The sequence below is a fragment of the Aeoliella mucimassa genome, assembly GCF_007748035.1.
Classification (GTDB): Bacteria; Planctomycetota; Planctomycetia; order Pirellulales; family Lacipirellulaceae; genus Aeoliella; species Aeoliella mucimassa.
In genome coordinates, this window is record NZ_CP036278.1 from 2,915,596 (window position 1) to 2,934,034 (window position 18,439).

Consider the following 18,439-nt stretch of genomic DNA (forward strand, 5'->3'; position numbering starts at 1 on the left):
CAGATTGTATGGCTATGGTTCCTGCGGAGCGGAGTTGAGCGATTCGTCCTTGCCCGCTCCCAGGTAGTAACTCGGATAGCACCCGCGGTTGTAAACCACGTTTTGCCAAACCAGGCCTAGCCGATACTGACGGTCGGCCAGCAGGGTTGGCAAGCGAAGCTCCGTCGGAATCGTCGTCGAGTAAAGCCGTAGCGACTTGCCATCGGGCACCACGAGTAGCAGCTCTTCGCGCCAGTCGCCGAGCAGGTCGCCCACCAGGCAAGGCCCACGGCTCATCGATACCCCTTCGAGTTGCTGCAGCGGTTGCTCTTGCTCGCTGTTCCAATCCCACTTAGAAATCTGCGTGGGGAAGTCCCCGTACGTCCTGCGCAGCCCGCGCCGACCGGCCCGACCGAGCGTGAGCAGTTCGCGAAGCGGGTCGCCATCCCACCAAATGGTCCAACTCGTGTTTCGCGGGGCGCGACCGATCTCAACTCCTTGGCAAGTTCGCAGCCCACCGGGACCACCCCAACATTCGAAACCAACGTACCGAGGATCGATGTCGGCTGCCATGCAAGATGGCACGTCGATCATCGGGCTGTGGCTCCAGAGGATCTCACCAGTCGCGGCGTCGCGGAACGCTGCACCAGGCGTCATGAATCGCTCGACCTGCTCTTCGTTCTCCTGCACGGTGAAGACTTCTTGACCAGGATGGGTGGGGTCGAGGTCGCTCAGGTACATCACATCGCCATGCCTGAGGCCCGACGAGTACAGGCCTTGCCCATTGTCGTCGACTACCATGGCTTGGTACACGATTTCGTCTTTGCCATCGTGATCGACATCGCCGACCGAGAGGTTATGCCCGCCCATGCCGGCATAAGGCGACGCATCGCGAAACGGAGGGTAGCTGCTGCCGGTGTCGAACTTCCACCGCTGGGTGAGTTGGTCGTCGCGCCAGTCCCAAGCGGTCATCACGATGCGACCATACACGCCGCGACACATCACCACGCTGGGATGCGTGCCATCGAGATAGGCGACACAGGCCAAGAACCGATCGCAGCGATTGCCGTAGCTGTCGTTCCCCGCGTTGCCACCGATCCCGCCCCAACCATTAATCGGATCGCGACCAGGCACAAAGTCCACGGTTTTCAGTTCAGCTCCCGTTGGGCCAGCGAAAATCGTGAAGTACTCTGGTCCATCGAGAATCCGACCGTCGCGGTTCGAACCCTCGTCGAGTGTTCGCCAGTCTTTGTCGGCATCGCCAATCACCTGGCCCTGACCGTCGATGGTTCCGTCGGCCGTTTTGCAGGCGATCTCGGCGCAACCATCGCCATCGAGGTCGTACACCATGAACTGCGTGTAGTGCTCGCCTTCGCGAATGTTCTTGCCGAGCGAAATGCGCCACAGATGGGTGCCGTCGAGCTTGTAGGCGTCGAGCACCGGAATGCCAGTGACGCCTGCCGAGCCGTTGTCACGAGCCCGCGAGACCTGATGCAACACGATTTCGAACTCGCCATCACCATCGAGGTCGCCGAGCGAAGCATCGCCAGGGCGGTAACCATCGATCGGCTGGATTGGAATCTCCAGATACCCCGGCGACCATACCTTGGCCACCGGATCGTCGTTTGCGTTGTCGCTGGCTCCCTCTACTCGGACTTGGTATTCGAGACCCTCGGCATCCGGCGCGGACTCATCCACCCAGCAACTCGCTCCCGCGAGCGGCTGGTCGTTGACCTGTTGCCAGGGCTGCTCCGAGGTCCGACGAAACAGGTTGAACTTGGTCGCTTCGACCTCGGTTGGCAGTACGCGCCAACTCACGAACACGCCCCCTTCCGCGCAGCGCACCGCCACAACTCCGCGGGTGAGCGGTTCGTTCGTCGGTTGGGCGCGACAGTCGGCACCGACGATACCGGCCACGAGCACAAGCAGAGCGATGAGATTACGCATGACGAGAAGCCTTCGAGGTTAGGGAGTGGCCACTGGCTCGCCGACCTTCGGCCAACCTTGCTCGGTCCAAGTCATTGGACGAATCTGCAGAATGCGTTGTGCACGTAGGTTTTGCATGTCGTACGTGTGGTGCACCATCCATTGACCTTCGTCGGTAGTGAGCACACAGTTATGCCCCGGCCCACGCCAGCGCTCGCTGCTTTCGATGACCAGCGTGCCGCCACCTTCGAGCATCGGCTTGCCATCGGCATCCACAAACGGCCCGGTTGCCTCGCGACTGCGGCCTACCAACACGCGATACGTGCTGTCGGCTCCATCGCAGCAACTATCCCACGACACAAACAGGTAGTAGTAGCCATCGTGGAAGATCACGTAGGCCGCTTCAATGGCGTGGGCCGGGTGGTTGGGTCGGGCGGCGATCGGTTGAATCTCGGCATCGGGCTTTGGCTTGCCGGTTGCGGGATCGACTTCCACGACCTTCAGCCCGGTCCAGAACGATCCCCAATACAACAGCCAACGCCCTTGCTCGTCGACCAACAAGGCGGGATCAATCGCGTTGAAGTTCGTGGTCTCCGGCGACGACTCAATCACCAACCCGCGATCTTCCCATTTATAGTCGGGGCTTTCGGGATCAATCGCCTTGTTCACCGCCAGGCCGATGACCGAACGCTGGCTGCCGAACGTCGAAACACTGTAGTACATGTAGTACAAGCCGTTGTGATAACTGAGATCGGGGGCCCAGATGCCGTTGCTGCCGGGCACCGCGCGACGCGCCCACTCCGGCACGTTGTTCTCGAACACGCGTCCAAGGTACTTCCACTTCTTCAGGTCGGTGCTCTTGTAGAGCCGCACCCCGCGGCCGGTAGCGACCACGTAGTATTCGGTTTGACCTTGCTTGTTCTCGACCGCCACGATGGTGGGATCGGCCGCGCCGGCCAGGATGCCTTCGCGAGCAAAACGCTGAGCGCTCGCGGTACACGACAGCACACTAGCAAGTAATAGAAGAACGACCTTGGGAACGATACGATTCATGGAAGTACGCCTTGCGGGGAGAGAAAAACCTGTTGTTAGTTTATACCATTTCAGGCACTGGATGGGACCCAACTGCGGTAGTTACGCGGGGTGAGAAACTGCCGGATTAATCCTCCGCTTTGCTACCATCGCCGCACATACGAACGATTTTGGGGTCGAACTGGGCAACTACCTCCACCAAATCTTGCTGGGCGGCCATCACCCGGCGGATGTCCTTGTACACGCCGGGCACTTCGTCGCTGCCGGCTGCGAGCACGGTAATCCCCTTCTTCTCCAGATCCTTCTTCACCGCATTGATGCGAAACGTATCCTTCGCCTGCTTGCGACTCATGCAGCGTCCCGCACCATGCGAGGCGCTTGCTAGGCTGTCGATGTTCCCCTTGCCGCGCACGACGAACGCCGGGTCGGCCATCGAACCGGGGATCACCCCCAGCACGCCGGCCGCGGCAGGCGTAGCACCCTTGCGATGCACGACCACTTCGCGGCGTCCCTTGCCAGGGACCTCGTGGTACTCTTTCCAGGCGAAGTTGTGATGATTCTCGACGCCCGCAATCACCTGGGCGCCGGCCAGCTTTGCCACCAGCCGATGAATCACCGCGTGGTTGGCGGCCGCGTACTCGCCCATCAAGTTCATGGCCGCCCAGTACTCCTGACCTGCTTCGGTGTCGAGCGACAACCACCCGAGATGCCCCAGCTCCTTGCAACCAGGCGGCATCATCCGTTGAGCCATCTGACTGTAGTAGTTGCACACCGCCGCGCCCGCCCCGCGACTTCCGCTATGCGACAGTAAGGCCAGGTACTCGCCGGGGTCGAGGTTCAACTCGTCGTCTCGTTCGGCGAGCGACAACAAACCAAACTCCACGAAGTGATTGCCCGAACCGCTGGTGCCAAGCTGCTTCCAAGCGGTATCTTTCTTCTGATGCGTGATGTAGGTCACTTTCCAGTCGCGATCGAGCACCTCGTGCTGCTGGCGAGGCTTGTGCTCGATGCCCACGCCGAAACGCGTGCCGCCGAGCAAGGCTTCTTCCAACAGATTGCGACGCTTCGCTAGCGAGTCGGCAGGCAAGTCAAGCACCGAGAGCTTCATGCGGCAAGCAATGTCGACTCCCACCGCGTAAGGAATCACCGCGTTCTCGCACGCCAGCACCCCACCGATCGGCAGCCCGTAACCGACGTGGGCGTCGGGCATCAGGGCCGCGCCGACCGCACTGGGCACGCGACACGCCTGCCGCATCTGGGCGTGGGCCGAGTGGTCGATTTCGTCGCCCCAAGTTCGATAGGTGATCGGCTCGGCCTGTGGCTCGATGTCTTTCGTCAGCAGCTCCCGCGCGAACTCGCCCCACACCGAATCGTGCAGATAAGCCTGCGGGCTATCGAGCACGGCAGCCACCAGTTGCTTGGCCTGCTTGCCCTTGAGTCCAAACCCGGTCCCCTGCTGCGCAGCCCGACTAAGCGTTTGCGTGGCGATCTTCACGCAACGCGGCGGCACGCCGAGTTTCTGGAGTTGCTTGCGATTCATGGTTCTGGACAGGGGTTATGGTTTAGGTATCTGAAATGGCTGAATGCTGGTAGCAGCAGGAACAGGCTAGCTGGCGATCGGGTTGCACCCCAGAGGATCGCCGAGCGACAAGTCGCCGGAGCGACTTGTCGATTCAAGACAGGCGACGCAACATGGATGTTCACCCCATTTACTGGTTGTTTACCCCCAATTTCTTTGAGCGAATAGATTCCCATTTGGGAATAAACGATTCGATGGGAATCTATTTTCCCACGACTTACGTCGAGTCACCACTCGCTTCGCACTATGTTTACCGACACTTTTCATCTTACCGTCGACGTAAGTCTGCCAGCGATGCCAGAAATAGATTCCCACATGGGAATCTATTTTTACCAACGTCGCTGCAGCAGACGACTAATATACGCGCGCACACTATCTCACGATTATTTATAGCAGAAGGGGTGGCCATTTGCGAGGAAAATCGGACGAAGAGTGTTTACTTGATACATGGCCCATCGTTCGATGTTTACACAGCCCTAGTATGCTGCGATCTACTTTAGGGAATAATTCTCAAAGATTGCCACGAATGGCGGAGAGAGATATTCTTACGAGCGTGAGAAACAGGGTTTAAGGGGGTTAACGATGACTTACAAATTTACCAATTACATTCGTGTCGCCGCGATCTCTTCAGTTACAACCTTACTGATGGGTGTTTCCGGACAAGTTTCCTCCGCGATGAACGACACCTACTTTTATGGCACTTTCATCGAGAAAGAAACCGCCACGGGGTTTGAATATAGCTACGAACTCTATAACAAAACACTCACGACAACTTATTACGGACTTAGCATCTCTCCGCCCGCATCTAACGACTTCTCAGATATGCACGTATTGCATTCCTTCGAGACCGAAGTCGTTAGATGGGACTTCGATTCCCTAGAAGAGGCTGTAGCATTTGCCGTAGGAAACTGGCAATTCCAAGTCCGCCCCTTCGACAGCACAACGCTTGAATATGCAACTACGCCGATTGAGCTCTCCATTGCCATCGATGCTCTCCCAACAATGACTCTTGATAGGTTTGCCCCCGCAGTTGTCTCGCCAGCAGACGGCAAGTCCATTAGGTCGGGGGATTGGCTAAATATCGATTGGGCATATCCAGATCACCGTGACTCGCGAGCAGCCTATATTCAATCAACATTTATAGTTGATGAAAAGTTATACACCCCTACTCTTCCTGTTGGCATCAGCGGCCATAGTGCTGTGGGCGGAGGCAATTCCCATACGGATACCGAAGGGAAAACCTCCTCCGTCTACCATCGAACGGAATACAACTACGACCAGGGCCACCCGAACTTCAGACAACGGATCACAATCAAAGGCTACGATTTACCGGTAGAAGTTGAAGTAAGCATACAAACTACAAATAGTCTTGGGTACCAATCTAGGTATAGCGAGCAGTACGACCGCACAGTTTATTTCAGCCATAACTATCGATTTGTTCCCCAGTCAAACCTGCACTACTACGTAGTCCCCGAACCCTCCACCGCAGTGCTCGGCCTACTCGCCCTGGCGGCTACCGGGGGAGTTTGGTGGCACCGCCGCAAGTGATCGTGCGAGCAGGCGTTGTGGGGGATGACGCGAGGAGGCGAACCATCGCTCTATTCTCGCTCCCCCCAGCACCGCGCTTCGCCATCTTCGTCGAACTCCACCCGAATCACGTTCGGGCAGCAGCACACCGGGCAATCTTCGACGTATTCCTGGCTGGCTCCCTGCGTAATGTCGACCGGAATCACGATCTCCTCGCCGCAGTTATCGCAGACGTACGACGGGTCGGGACCTAAAGGTTGTGAGTCGGGATACATCAGGCAACAGACCGTGAATGTGGAGGGATGCCAACACCACACGGCAGCACTCGTGCGAGTTACACAACCCTCGACTCACGTGCCGACGACGTGCCTCGCCATTTGCTTACGATCCGGCGATGTGGCAACTAGAGGATCACTCTAGCTTCCCGCTCCTGGTTGCTCAACCAGCGGCGGTAGAAACTCGAAGCAGATCAGCCCTTCCTGGCACTCGATTGATTTGACCCGCGCGGCCTTCTGTTGGGTCTGCGACAGGTGCAAATCGATGTAGGGAGTCGCCGCGGCCAGGTTCAACGTCATCTGATGATCGCTCTGCACCGCGTTTGCTGGTAGGTACTTGGCGATGGTCTTCAGCGGAATCGGCAACTGCCCAATGTGGGCCGAGACAATCTCGAATCGCAAGTCGCCGGTTTCGGTCATCATCGGCTTGAGCGACGCCGAAATCACGCACGACGTGTCGGACGCTTCGACTTGCATGCCGAGGTCGATGCGATCTTGCTGTATCGAAATCCGTGGTACGCCGACCGATTGGTTTCCACTCTTATTGCCGGCCGAAAGCTGGGCGTTGAGTTGCTGCTGCGTGATCCGCACCGAGTAGACATCCTGCTCGGGATTGTAGGCTACCTTCTCTGGAACGTTCGGCACGTTGACCACTTGATTCAGCCCGATCGGCTTCGTCTGCTGACGAGCGAGCGACAACTCGCGCCAGCGGCGGAATTCCTCGTCGCTCTGTCGCATCGCATCGTTGGCCGCCTGGCGATCGGCATCCGTGTACGACTGGTTCTCAAGCGCAGCGTAGAAGCCGGGCTCCTGGAATGCCAGATAACCGCAGACCGAAAGCCCAACGAATACCAACCCAACCACGGCCACCCCACCCAGGAAAAGACGAACGACGATTTTGCGAAGCATGGACAGCGATCCCCTCGGTTCGTGGAACGTTAAAATACGCACAGCAAGCCTAGCTCACACAGCGGCTTCCGGCAGCAAGTTCTCGCTGGATGCGTCGTGCGGAAATTGCGAAGATTAGCGGGCAGAGCACGATAAAACCCGTCGCCTGGCAAAATTCAGCGAACCTCGGCCGCCATGGCTTGTCTAGCTCGGTATCGCGGGGGAGTGAATTTCCCGTGAAGAGCAAAATTCCGCAGTTTATTCGCGCTGCAAAGATTTCGCTCGCCGATTATAGTGAGTGTAGTGGGTCGCACTAACGCAGTGCGACGGACAATTTGGCCCTAGTCGTGATGTCTCTGGCATTCATTGCGGCTCGCGCCAGGTTCTATATAGGAAGGAGGTGGTACTTTGTTCGATAGTTGTTCTAGTAGCCAGCGAGGTGGCTTAACCTGACGATGACCGGCGGGTTGTCCCCACAGGACAGCCACCACCTGCCTTTGAGCGGCTACCGCACCTCGCTAGTTGAGGTCGGTCTCCCTTAAAGCAATTAACGCAAGGCTCGGCTTTACCTACGGGTAGGGTCGAGCCTTGTTTTTTGCGCGCGATGGTTTCAAATAGCGGTATTCGTCGTTCTGTCGCTTGCGCGAAACGCACACAATCGATGGACGCACCTCCCCACTGCAGGAAACCTATGGCCGACGACGACAGCGACCCCCTGGAGCAACAACAAGAGCTTGCCGAGTCGAGCTTGCCGCTGCTGTTCGAAACCTATGACCAGGCGATCGAACGCGGGCTGAAGACTCCCGTGGTGATTCTGGTGGACTGCGAAGACGAAATCGGCGGCCAGATCGCCCGCGCCTGGCTCGGCGACGATGCCGTGGACGATGCGATTGCCAACAACACCGACAGCGAGACCACCGTCTACGCCCGGGCGGAGAGCTGGAAACAGTGCAAGCAGGCGGTGCCCGAAACGTTCGAGTACCTGGCCCCGGTGTTCGCCGAAGGCCCTCCGGACGATGGCTTTCTGGTGGTCAGCGTCACCGCCGGCGGGGCGAGCGCGCTGTCCGTGCCGATGGATGCCCGGGAGTAAACGATGACCGAATACCTAGTAGCCATCGAAGCGGCCAACTTGCTGGTGACTGTCGAAGCCAAGCAAGGCAAATACGGTTTCATGAGGTGGTCACTCATAGAAGCGAGCGATGCCACGCTGGCCGCCAAGCAAGCGCTGAAGGAAGTGACCTCCGACGAGGAACTGTACAAGAAGATCGAAAACGAACCCAACGATTCACCGGCCATGACCGTAAAGGAAGTCGTACTAGTCGAAGGAAGTGATGAAGCCCAACAGGTAGCCGGCACCACCGTGTGGTTCCCGATGGATGCTCGGGAGTAGCCATATATGAGCAGATTTGCAGTCGGATCGAGTTATCTCACCAATCAAGCAACGGAACCGGCATTCCTTGGAGGTGTGGAAGTTAGATTGAAATCGGCAAAGTCGCTCCCTGGAAGAATCATCATTGAAGCGCTTTCTGGCGCTGAGTCAATGGTTTACAGGGACGCGGATGACTTATCCATTCATGAAGAAGGTTTGTTTGTTCAGGCCGTGATCGAAGGTATTAATGATGTCGCACAGGATTATGAAATCCCAATTCGCAACTTCGATATCACTCTGAAAAAACTTTCCTATCATCCAGTAGACTCCGCCCCTTTTGTGTACAAGCAAGCAGGTCGCAGTGCATTGAAATCTGCATACGAAGCTTGGACTAGGAAAGACCTTGAACGTCCAGCTAGTTCCAGAGACACATAAGTCTCCGGCTATGAGATTCCAAACACAACAAACCCCACATTCCCTGATCCCTGAACCCCGACCCCTGTATCCTCCCCATGTACAACATCGTTTATATCCCCGGCGACGGAATTGGCCCTGAAGTTGTGAATGCTGCCATGCGGGTGGTCGATGCCGCGGGTGTCGCATGCAACTGGCAGGAGGCCCACGCGGGGCTCGGCACGTTCGAAGCCACTGGCGACCCGCTGCCCGAGGCGACGCTCGACGCCATTCGCGGCGCGCACGCCACGCTCAAGGGTCCTACGGCCACGGCCAGTGGCGTCGGTTTCCGTAGCGTGAACGTCGCCATGCGTCAGAAACTGCAACTCTACGCCAACTTCCGCCCTGCCCGCTCGATTCCTGGCATCAAGTCGCGGTACGACGACGTCGACCTGATTGTGATTCGCGAAAACACCGAAGGCCTCTACAGCGGCATCGAGCACACCGTGGTGCCAGGCGTGGTGGAGAGCCTGCGAATCATCTCGTCGAAGGCCTCGGAGCGGATTGCCAAGTTCGCGTTTGATACCGCCCGTCGTCAAGGCCGCAAGCGGGTGACTTGCGTTCACAAGGCGAACATTTTGAAGCTGTCCGATGGGTTGTTCCTGGAGTCATGCAAGAAAATCGCCGCTGACTATAGCGACATTGAATTCGACGACTGCATTGTCGACGCGGCCGCGATGAAGTTGGTCATCGACCCGCATCAGTTCGACATGCTGGTCATGGAGAACCTGTTCGGCGACATCCTCAGCGACCTGACCAGCGGCCTGGTCGGTGGTCTTGGTGTAACGCCCAGCGCAAACGTAGGCGACGACGCGGCCGTGTTCGAAGCCGTGCATGGCACCGCGCCCGACATCGCCGGCAAGGGCCTCGCGAACCCCACTGCCCTGGTTCAAAGCGCGGTGCTGATGCTGCGTTTCCTCGGCGAGAAAGAAGCCGCCGACCGCGTGGAAAACGCGATCCGTCAGGTCATCGCCGAAGGCACTTCGCTTACCGGCGACCTCGGTGGCTCGGCCGGCACCGAAGACTACACCAAGGCGATCATCGCCGCGATGGGTTAAGTGTAGCTCATCCGTGTCGGTGTTACTGCTGACTTCAATTCCCCTCTCTCCCAACCTCTCCCCCAAGGGGGAGAGGGATGAGTATTATCTGGTTGCAGCGTTCGTTATTGCAGCTTGAGTACCGAGAAATTGCCGCTGCGGCCTTTGGTATCGGTCCATACTCCGACCTTATCCGTGATGCCCTGGCTCTCGGTCCAGCAAATTTGATAGGTGCAAACGTAGTCGGGCTCGTGTTGCTGTAACAGAAACACATACCCGCCGGATTGGTGAATCAGTTCTCCCTCGAGAATGGCATTTCGCATGGTGCCAGCAACCCGCCCGCTGAAGCGGCCGGTCACTTTGCTACCGACGTGTCGCAGGCGGATTTCGCAGGTTTTTACCTCTCCCGAAAGCTCCTGCCCTACTTGGTCGTCCCAGCTTAGCTGCCAACCGCCATCGAGTGTATATTCGGTAGCTACTGGCACCGTGACTACGTCCATCGGCACCACCACATTGTCCAGCGGTACCTCTGCGGTACCACGTGTGCTGACTGCCGAGTCGACCGGGGGAATAGACAGGGCGACCGCACAGAGAAAAGCCAGTAGGTTCATGGTTCGTCCTCCGAGTTAGGAAAGGGTGAAAACAAGGCGAGCAAAGCCACGAGGGTTTGCTCCCCTACGACGCCGACACCTGGTCAGGAGTTCCCGGTTTTCTGCCATTCGGCTGGCAATGCTGGCAATATATTTGAACCTTTTTGCGAAATGTTCATAGATTCCGAGACCTTTTTGCGGGGTGGATGCGTCTGAGGAGATGGTGGGGGTGTTGTCCCGCGCTTATACTGTGTTCACCGGAAGTGAGCGTCCATGGCAGTCGAATGATTCAGGAGCCTCAGGTGCCTTGCGGAAACTGGCGGAAAGCACTCTCTTTTCCTTTTAAACTGCGAAGGCAATCGCTGCCCTGGCAAGTGATTTTGATCGCTTGCGCACTCGCTTCGATGGCGATCATCTCGCCTGCTACTGCGCAGCCCGTCGAAGAAGACGTGCAGTTTTTTGGATCCGATGAGGAATTCGTGATCCCCTCTCCCAATAGCATGCAGGTCGCTCCCGGCCGGCCGGTGGTGATCGAACACCACATGGAGCAGCCCACCGAGGGCGAAGCAGCTCCCCCCAGCAATCCAGAGGTGCCGAACCAACCGCAGCCTGAAGGGGAGAAAAAGCCGGACGAAGCCGCCCCGGACGGCGACGTAAAGCGTCCCGAGCAACCACCCAAGGTGGCTGATCCCCGCGAGCTGGAGGCCAAGCCTGACTCAAGCGGCAAAGTGTCGTTCAGCTTCAACGGCCAAATGTGGCCCGACGTGCTGCAATGGCTGGCAAACGTGTCGGGCAAGAGCCTCGACTGGACCGAACTACCGGCCGGATATCTCAACCTCACCACGCAGCGGTCGTACACGCTGCCCGAAGCCCGCGACCTGATCAACCGCCAGCTCCACGCCCGCGGCTTTACGATGATCCTCAACGGCGAGGTGCTCAGCATCTTTAAGATCGACAAACTCGATCCGAGCTTGATTCCCCGCGTCGACGAAGAAGATCTATACGACCTGCAGCCGGCCGACTTTGTGAAAATCACCTTCCAGCTTCCCATAGGAATGGAAGTGGCCGCCGCGGCCGAGGACGTGAAGAAGACCGCTGGCGAGCACACGAAGGTCATTCCGCTGCCGTCGACGCGACGCATCTTGCTGATTACCACGGTCGCCCACGCCCGCCTGGTCAGCAGCATCCTGAACGAAGAACGCCTGGCGGTCGACGGTAAAATCGTCCCGGTTGAAATCATCTTGAAGCATCGGCGGGCGGAAAAAATCATCGATATCCTTTACGTGGTACTCGGTCTCGATCCTGCCGGCCGGCCTTCGCAGGAAGAGCTCGCCATGCGGCAGCAAAAAATGCAAATGCTGATGCAGATGCAAGGTCAAGGCAAAGACATTTCGCGGATGCTCAAGCAGGATGGCCCCGACGTTTACCTGGCATACAACTCGCATCGCAACAGCGTGCTGATTAACGCCCCGCCGGAGGTAATTCGCACCATCCGCCACACGATCGAACTGCTCGACGTGCCGGCCGACGGGGGCGATATCGACCTCACTGCCGAACTTGGGCATCGCATCCCCAAAAGTTACAAGCTCGAAACGATCAACCCCACGACGCTGCAAACAACTCTCGAAGAAATCGGTGACCTCAGCCCGCTGACCGAACTGCGAGCCGATAACAAAGCCGATATCCTGTTCGCCCGCGCGACCGAAGCCGACCATGCCAAGATCGAGCAACTCATCAAACAGCTCGACGAAGCAGGCCTGGAGACCATGGTGTTTATGCTGCGAAAGCATCCGGCCGACGCGGTGGCTGGCACACTGCAGACCATGTTCGCTCCCAGCAAGGATGACAAAAAATCCAATAGCAGTCGCTTCCGCAATTGGGACCCGTGGGGATACAACCCATACGAAGAGGAAGAAGAACCACCAGCCGATGTGCGGATTGATGCCGACATCGAGAATAATCGCTTGATCGTGCGGGCGACTCCTGAGCAGTTGCAGCAGATTCGCGATTTTCTGATCCAACTCGGCGAGCCCCTCGACGAGCCCGATCGCCGGGACCATATGCGAGTCGTCGATTCGATGTCGGCCGACGACACCGCCGCGCTGCTGCAACGCCTGCGACGCATCTGGCCGCAAATGAGCGACAACGAACTGCGGATCGAAGGGTATCCGCTCGAAGGAACCACCCAACAAAACACTCCAGCCGACGACTCAACCACCGAGCCTGAAGCCGAACAAGCGATTCCCGTGGAAGAGACCTCCGCGCCCGACCGCGAGGCTCGCAGTAGCAGTGGCAAGTTCCACTTCGCGAACGAGCAAACAACGGCGACCACCCCACCGGAGACGGATGACTCCGAGCCCTTGTCGGAGCCTGAGACCGTACCGATAGAATCGGGAAGACCACCGGTGGTGATTCGCGTGGCGCCAGATGGTCGGTTACTACTGTTTAGCGACGACACGCTCGCCTTGGATGAAGCCGAACGATTGATCGATTCGGTGGCCCCACCGCAAGAGCGTTTCCGCTTGTTCCAAGTAAAGTATGTCACGGCTTACTCCATCTACCTAACGCTAAAGAACCTATACAAAGAAGAAATCGACGGCGACAAAACCGATGGCTATTTCGATCAGTTTCTATGGGAGTACATCCCAGGGCAGCAAAAAAGGTCGAGCCCTCAGATGTCGAAACGCAAACGCTTGAAGCTCGATTGGGATACTGGCAGCAACACAATTTTGGTGGCCAACGCCTCGGAGGATCAGCTTCGCGAAATTGGCACTTTGATCGAAAAGTATGATCGACCAAGCGACGACGAGGACTCGAAGACCCGTCGCACCGCAGCGATCAAGCTCAAGTACTCGCAGGCCAAGGTGGTGGCAGCCGCGCTGAAGGATGTGTATCGCGACCTGCTCAGTTCTCGTGACAAGGAGTTCGAGACCGAGGACAAAAAGGGAGCGGCCACGCAGCGAGAAACCACCACCATCATTCGGTACGGCCAAGGGACCGGCGATTCGGACGATGGCAAAAAGCCAACGCCGGTGAAAGTGGGGTTCCAGGGAGCCCTGTCGATCGGGGTGGATGAAATTTCGAACATCATCATTATTTCCGTGCAGGAAGAACTGTTTGAAAGCGTGTTGCAGATCGTCCAGAGCCTGGACGAAGCCGCAAGTCCGCAAACGACGGTCGCTGTTCACTCGCTCCACAGCGGAATCTCGCCCGAAGCCCTGAAAAAGGCTCTCTCCGAAGCGTTGGGCGATCCCTGGGTTGGTGGAAAGCCCGAGAAACAGCGTACTGAGGGCGATCAGCAGCAGCATCCTGGCCCTGGAAGACCGGGCGGCGAGCACCCGCAACCGGGCGGCGGCCCCCAACCGAGTGAATAGTCGGAGCAGGTTCGACCGATCTACCTTTTGTAGGAGCCGGCGAATCGACTAGAATTGAGTGATCCGCACGCCCTGCCCTGCTCCGACCCCATGCGTTGCCATGTCTGCTGCCAAAGTGATTACAGCCGCTACTCGTCAACGGTTGCAACAACTGTTCGAACACGGCAAGAAGAGTCTGGAAAAAGGCGACCACGAATACGCCCACACGCTGTTCGCCCAGTGCGTTGCCGAAGATCCGACCAATCTGGTCTACCTGCAACACCTGCGATCGAACCTGGCCAAGAAGCATGGCGAGGCGAAGAAGAGTTCGCTGTTTGGCGGATTGAATCGCAAACTCAGCTCCTCCCGCTCGGCACTCGTGAAAGCCAAGACCAAGGGTGAGTGGGAAGCCGCATTCACCGCGGGATGCGAAGCGTTGGACCACGGCCCCAACGACCCTGCGACACTGATCGAACTGGCCGACGCGGTACACACGCTTGGTTCGTCGGAATGCCAACTCTTCTATCTGAAGTGGGCGCTCGACGCGAATCCCAAGCACGAACAAGCCAATCGCGACGCCGCCGACGCCCTGGCGGCCGTTGGGCAATTCGAGCAGGCGATCGTCTGCCTGAAGCGGGTGCTCGAGCTGAAGCCGAACGATAAGGACCTGGAACGCAAGATTTCGCGGATGAGCGTCGAGCAGACCATCCAAAAGGGTGGCTACAACGAAGAACTGCTGCGTCCCGGTGTAAGCCAATCGGCCACGCTCGACGAAAACGCAACTGCGGCCATCAAGGCCAGCCCTGCAGGACCGCATCATGACGAGCCACAAACGCCCGCCGAGCCGGAAGAGACGCCGGAGAGTCGCGAGCAGGACCTGCTTGACCGCATCCGCTTGTATCCCGCGGAGCTGAGCCATTACAAGGACCTGGCCGACCTCTATAACTCGGTCGACCGCCTGAAGGATGCCGAGCGGGTGCTCACGAAGGCGCTGACCGTTTCGCCGGGCGACCTCGATACTCGCGAACGATTGGAAGACACTCGGCTTCGCCGGATGCGGCAGCAGGTCGACGTGGCCAACCGCCGAGCAACGGACGAACCCTCGCCCGAATCGAAGGCGCTGGCCAAGAAGATGCTCGCCCAGGCAAACCAGGTAGAGCTGGAAGTGTATGCCGCCCGGGCGGAGCGGAATCCGGCAAATCTGAACTATCAATTCGAACTCGCAATGCGATTGAAGCGGGCGGGTAAGTTTCGCGAGGCGATCAAGTCGTTCCAGGTGGCCCGCGAGGACACCCGGCGGCTTTCCGATACTCAGCTGCATCTCGGGGAATGCTTCCAGAAAATCGAGCAATTTCGCCTGGCGATGTCGAGCTACGAGGCCGCGGTACAGGCGGCTGGCGACGCGAATCCCGAGCAGCTGAAGCTGGCCCGCTACCGTGCGGGGGTGCTGGCGATGGGGATGGGAGAGCTCGAAAAGGCCGAAAAACACCTTACCGAGATCGCCGCGGCCGATTTTAGCTACCGAGATGTGGCTGACCGGCTGGACAAACTCAGCCAAATGCGAAATACTTAGCGATTCCCCGCGTTTGGAATGCGGGAACTATAGCTGCCTCCTTTCGGTTGCTGCCGCCCCCAAAACCGGCTGGGCGAGCACAGGCCTGGAGAGGGGGTTCTACGAACATTCAAGAGTTTCAACGGTTAACTGAACATGCCTAATTCTGAAAGTGCCAAGAAGCGTCTTCGCCAGAACATTGCTCGCAATGCCCACAATCGTGCCGTGAAGTCGCACGTCCGTGGCCAGATTCGCAAGGTTCGCGAGATGATCGCCACCGGCAACGTGGTGGATAGCGAAGCTGCTTTCCGCGTAGCGACCAAGAAGCTCGACCAAGCTGCTGCCAAGAAGGTGATCCACGCCAACGTAGCCGCTCGCACGAAGAGCCGCCTGTCGAAGGCCATCAAGGCAATCAAGTAAGGTCGTTTGCACCTCGCTTCGGACTCACGCAGCCGGTTCCGCTGCGCGATAGCCGACGAGCTACCTTTCGTCTCCTTTATTCTTAGGCGACGAGGCGTAGCTCGTCGGCTGTTTGTGTTTAGTGTGTTGGAATCAATCTACTTGCCGCAGTGCGGCCGAGTGCAAAGTGGCCGAGCGCGAGCGCCTCGCTAGGGTTACCACTCAATCGAGCAGCCGTCGAACACCGGGCCTTCGACACACGTGCGACGATAGTCCCAGGTGCCATCTTCCTGACGCACCTTGGCGACGCAGCTAAAGCAGATACCGATGCCACAGGCCATCGGCGTTTCGAGCGATACCAGGCAAGGCGTTTCCGCGGCCTGGCAGATTTCGGCCACACGCTCCATCATCACTTCCGGGCCGCAGCAGGCGACCTGCACTCGCTGGCCAGCCGACTCGGCGAGTGCTTGCTCGAGCAACTCAGTAACGAACCCGTGATGGCCGATGCTGCCGTCGTCGCTGGCGATGCGGAGGTCGATGCCAGCGGAGCGAAAGTCGGTTTCGCCGGCCACCAGATCAAGCGAGCGAACTCCATAGAGCAGCGTCACTTTGTCGGGAGCCGACACGGTACGCGGCGGCGAGCCATACCCGCGGATCCCCAGGTGCTCCTTACCGAGCGCGAGCATCGGGGTCTGTCCGATGCCGCCGGCGACCATCAACAGGTGATCGCACTCGGGAATCGTGAATCCGTTGCCAAGTGGGCCCCATACGTCGAGCATCTGGCCCGGCTGGTACTGCGACAAGCGCGAGGTCATTTTGCCGATCACCAGGTACACCACGTCGACGTAGGTGGGCCGGCCCTCCGAGTCGTCCACCGTGTCGTACATGGCAAACGCCCGGCCAAGCAGCGGATCGCCCGAACCGGTGAGTCGCAGCATGAGAAACTGCCCTGGCACCACGGTTTCGGCAATCTGCGGGCATTCGAACCGTACGCGATACGTCCGCGAGGCGAGCTGCACGTTCTCCACAACGGGCACCGTCAGGGCGTTGGCTTCCAGAGCAAATGGCATGTTGGTCGAAGTGGGCTAGGAGGGAAAATCGATGGCTTTGGGCACTGCAGGGCAGCACCGGCGATGGTCTACAGTTTGGCCGCTTTGCGGAGGTCGCGAACTTCGGCCGCGGTGAGTCTACGATACGCCCCGGGTGGCATCTCTGCCAGCCGCACTGGGCCGACCGCAATGCGGACCAGCCGCTGCACTTTGTGGCCCACTTTGGCCAGCATGCGTCGAATCTCGCGGTTGCGACCTTCGTCGAGCACGATCTCGAGTACGGTCGACTGCTTGCGGCTGCTCTTGATCTTGGCCCGCACCACCTTCACCTTGCCTTCGGCAAAGTAAACGCCTTTGCGGAGCTGATCGAGCACCTCGCGATCGGGCACGCCGGCCACCTGCACGTTGTAGGTTTTCTCGACCCCATGACTGGGATGGGTCAGCCGGTTGGCCATTTCGCCATCGTTGGTGACGAGAATCAGCCCTTCGCTGGCCATGTCGAGTCGACCGACGTTGTAGAGTCGCCCCAAGCTCGGCGGCAACAGGTCGATCACCCGCTGGCGCCCCGACGGGTCGTTGGCGGTCGACACCACTCCGGTTGGCTTGTTCACTGCGTAGTAGGCCAGGCGTGGCTTGGGAAGCGGTTCGCCGTCGACGTGAATCGTTTGCGTGGAGGGATCGACCCGGGTACCGAGTTCGGCGACCACCTGACCATCGACCTGCACGCGACCTTCGAGAATCAGCTCCTCGCACTCCCGGCGACTCGCCAGACCGGCTGCGGCGAGCACCTTCTGCAGTCGATCGCCCGGCAAATCGCTCGCCGGCTGCGGGGTACGCTTCCGCTTGGGTGGGCGTGGCTTCTTCGGTGCGCCGGACTTCAGGCCGGGCCCCGACTTGCCGGCCGGCTTCGATTTACCGCCCGGCCCCGGTTTGCTGGCTGGTCCAGATTTGCTGCCAGCACTCTTCTTGGCGGCCGCTTTCTTCGGGCCGCCGGGCTTCGCGGGTCCACGGATGGAGGTGCCCTTCTTGGCAGCCCCCTTACCAGCGGTGGCTTTCTTAGGGGCCCCCTTCTTTTTGGGTGCTCCCTTGCCGCCAGTGCCTTTGCGCGGCGTCCCCGACGGCTTACGACCTTTGGAGGCGGCAGATTTTTGATGTGACTTTTTGGGGGGCATCGTAGGGAACTCAGCGGCCTGAAATTGGTAAACGCTCTATTCTACTCCAGCGCGGGGGGCTTTTGTCAGTGGTCCATCCCGCAATAATGTGGTCTCCACCACGGGGTTCGTCGCAGGCGACCGCCCAGCGGATCTCGGTGGTTCGTTTTGCCCCCAAAACCGCGAAATCGATTCGTGGGGGCAAAACCCTCGGCGGCCAAATGCCAGAGAGGCTCGATTTCGGCGGGCTTTTTGGGGGTTTGTTGTCCATCTCCGAACC

Annotated in this window: 16 protein-coding genes; 8 read left to right on the forward strand and 8 right to left on the reverse strand. The window is 58.7% G+C overall.

All coding sequences use genetic code 11. The features are described 5' to 3' along the window. Positions 1–12: 12 nt before the first annotated feature. From Pan181_RS11670 to Pan181_RS11680, 3 genes are all read right to left on the reverse strand, one after another. On the reverse strand, positions 13–1,926 hold the full coding sequence (locus Pan181_RS11670; protein ID WP_145247000.1) for a rhamnogalacturonan lyase: 1,914 nt from the start codon (positions 1,924–1,926) through the stop codon (positions 13–15). A gap of 18 nt (positions 1,927–1,944) precedes the next feature. Beyond that, complete coding sequence (locus Pan181_RS11675) at positions 1,945–2,958, reverse strand: arabinan endo-1,5-alpha-L-arabinosidase (protein ID WP_145247001.1); 1,014 nt, start codon at positions 2,956–2,958, stop codon at positions 1,945–1,947. Positions 2,959–3,064: 106 nt separating this feature from the next. Beyond that, positions 3,065–4,477, reverse strand: coding sequence for an RtcB family protein (locus Pan181_RS11680; protein ID WP_145247002.1), 1,413 nt, complete (start codon positions 4,475–4,477; stop codon positions 3,065–3,067). Positions 4,478–5,098: 621 nt separating this feature from the next. Here Pan181_RS11680 and Pan181_RS11685 point away from each other — a divergent pair. After that, positions 5,099–6,064 (forward strand): PEP-CTERM sorting domain-containing protein, encoded by a 966-nt coding sequence (locus Pan181_RS11685; protein ID WP_145247003.1) that lies wholly within the window; start codon positions 5,099–5,101, stop codon positions 6,062–6,064. 50 nt (positions 6,065–6,114) lie between these two features. Here Pan181_RS11685 and Pan181_RS11690 read toward each other — a convergent pair whose 3' ends face one another. Together Pan181_RS11690 and Pan181_RS11695 are read right to left on the reverse strand one after the other, a co-directional pair. Beyond that, a complete protein-coding gene (locus Pan181_RS11690) occupies positions 6,115–6,360 on the reverse strand; it encodes a CPXCG motif-containing cysteine-rich protein (RefSeq protein ID WP_231943818.1) in 246 nt (81 codons plus the stop codon). A gap of 99 nt (positions 6,361–6,459) precedes the next feature. Further along, a complete protein-coding gene (locus tag Pan181_RS11695) occupies positions 6,460–7,227 on the reverse strand; it encodes a hypothetical protein (protein ID WP_145247005.1) in 768 nt (255 codons plus the stop codon). A gap of 670 nt (positions 7,228–7,897) precedes the next feature. Between Pan181_RS11695 and Pan181_RS11700 the strand changes: the two genes are divergently transcribed. From Pan181_RS11700 to Pan181_RS11715, 4 genes are all read left to right on the forward strand, one after another. Then, positions 7,898–8,296 (forward strand): hypothetical protein, encoded by a 399-nt coding sequence (locus tag Pan181_RS11700; protein ID WP_145247006.1) that lies wholly within the window; start codon positions 7,898–7,900, stop codon positions 8,294–8,296. A gap of 3 nt (positions 8,297–8,299) precedes the next feature. Further along, positions 8,300–8,596: a hypothetical protein gene (locus Pan181_RS11705; protein WP_145247007.1), complete on the forward strand. Its 297-nt coding sequence runs from the start codon at positions 8,300–8,302 to the stop codon at positions 8,594–8,596. A gap of 6 nt (positions 8,597–8,602) precedes the next feature. Further along, on the forward strand, positions 8,603–9,010 hold the full coding sequence (locus Pan181_RS11710) for a hypothetical protein (protein WP_145247008.1): 408 nt from the start codon (positions 8,603–8,605) through the stop codon (positions 9,008–9,010). A gap of 77 nt (positions 9,011–9,087) precedes the next feature. Continuing rightward, positions 9,088–10,086: an isocitrate/isopropylmalate dehydrogenase family protein gene (locus Pan181_RS11715; protein WP_145247009.1), complete on the forward strand. Its 999-nt coding sequence runs from the start codon at positions 9,088–9,090 to the stop codon at positions 10,084–10,086. Positions 10,087–10,190: 104 nt separating this feature from the next. Here Pan181_RS11715 and Pan181_RS11720 read toward each other — a convergent pair whose 3' ends face one another. Next, the gene (locus Pan181_RS11720) at positions 10,191–10,676 is read right to left on the reverse strand and encodes a hypothetical protein (RefSeq protein ID WP_145247010.1); all 486 of its coding nucleotides are present in this window, start codon (positions 10,674–10,676) and stop codon (positions 10,191–10,193) included. A 383-nt stretch (positions 10,677–11,059) separates the two neighbouring features. Between Pan181_RS11720 and Pan181_RS11725 the strand changes: the two genes are divergently transcribed. The 3 genes from Pan181_RS11725 to rpsT all read left to right on the forward strand — a co-directional run bounded on the left by Pan181_RS11725 (position 11,060) and on the right by rpsT (position 15,980). After that, positions 11,060–14,029: a secretin N-terminal domain-containing protein gene (locus Pan181_RS11725; RefSeq protein ID WP_197529186.1), complete on the forward strand. Its 2,970-nt coding sequence runs from the start codon at positions 11,060–11,062 to the stop codon at positions 14,027–14,029. Positions 14,030–14,129: 100 nt separating this feature from the next. Continuing rightward, a complete protein-coding gene (locus tag Pan181_RS11730; protein ID WP_145247012.1) occupies positions 14,130–15,581 on the forward strand; it encodes a tetratricopeptide repeat protein in 1,452 nt (483 codons plus the stop codon). A gap of 135 nt (positions 15,582–15,716) precedes the next feature. Beyond that, entirely contained in the window at positions 15,717–15,980 is a 264-nt protein-coding gene (gene rpsT, locus Pan181_RS11735; RefSeq protein WP_145247013.1) for a 30S ribosomal protein S20, read from the forward strand. Between the two features lie 194 nt (positions 15,981–16,174). Here rpsT and Pan181_RS11740 read toward each other — a convergent pair whose 3' ends face one another. Together Pan181_RS11740 and Pan181_RS11745 are read right to left on the reverse strand one after the other, a co-directional pair. Then, positions 16,175–17,029, reverse strand: coding sequence for a dihydroorotate dehydrogenase electron transfer subunit (locus tag Pan181_RS11740; protein ID WP_145247014.1), 855 nt, complete (start codon positions 17,027–17,029; stop codon positions 16,175–16,177). Positions 17,030–17,097: 68 nt separating this feature from the next. Continuing rightward, complete coding sequence (locus Pan181_RS11745; RefSeq protein WP_145247015.1) at positions 17,098–18,180, reverse strand: pseudouridine synthase; 1,083 nt, start codon at positions 18,178–18,180, stop codon at positions 17,098–17,100. Positions 18,181–18,439: the final 259 nt, after the last annotated feature.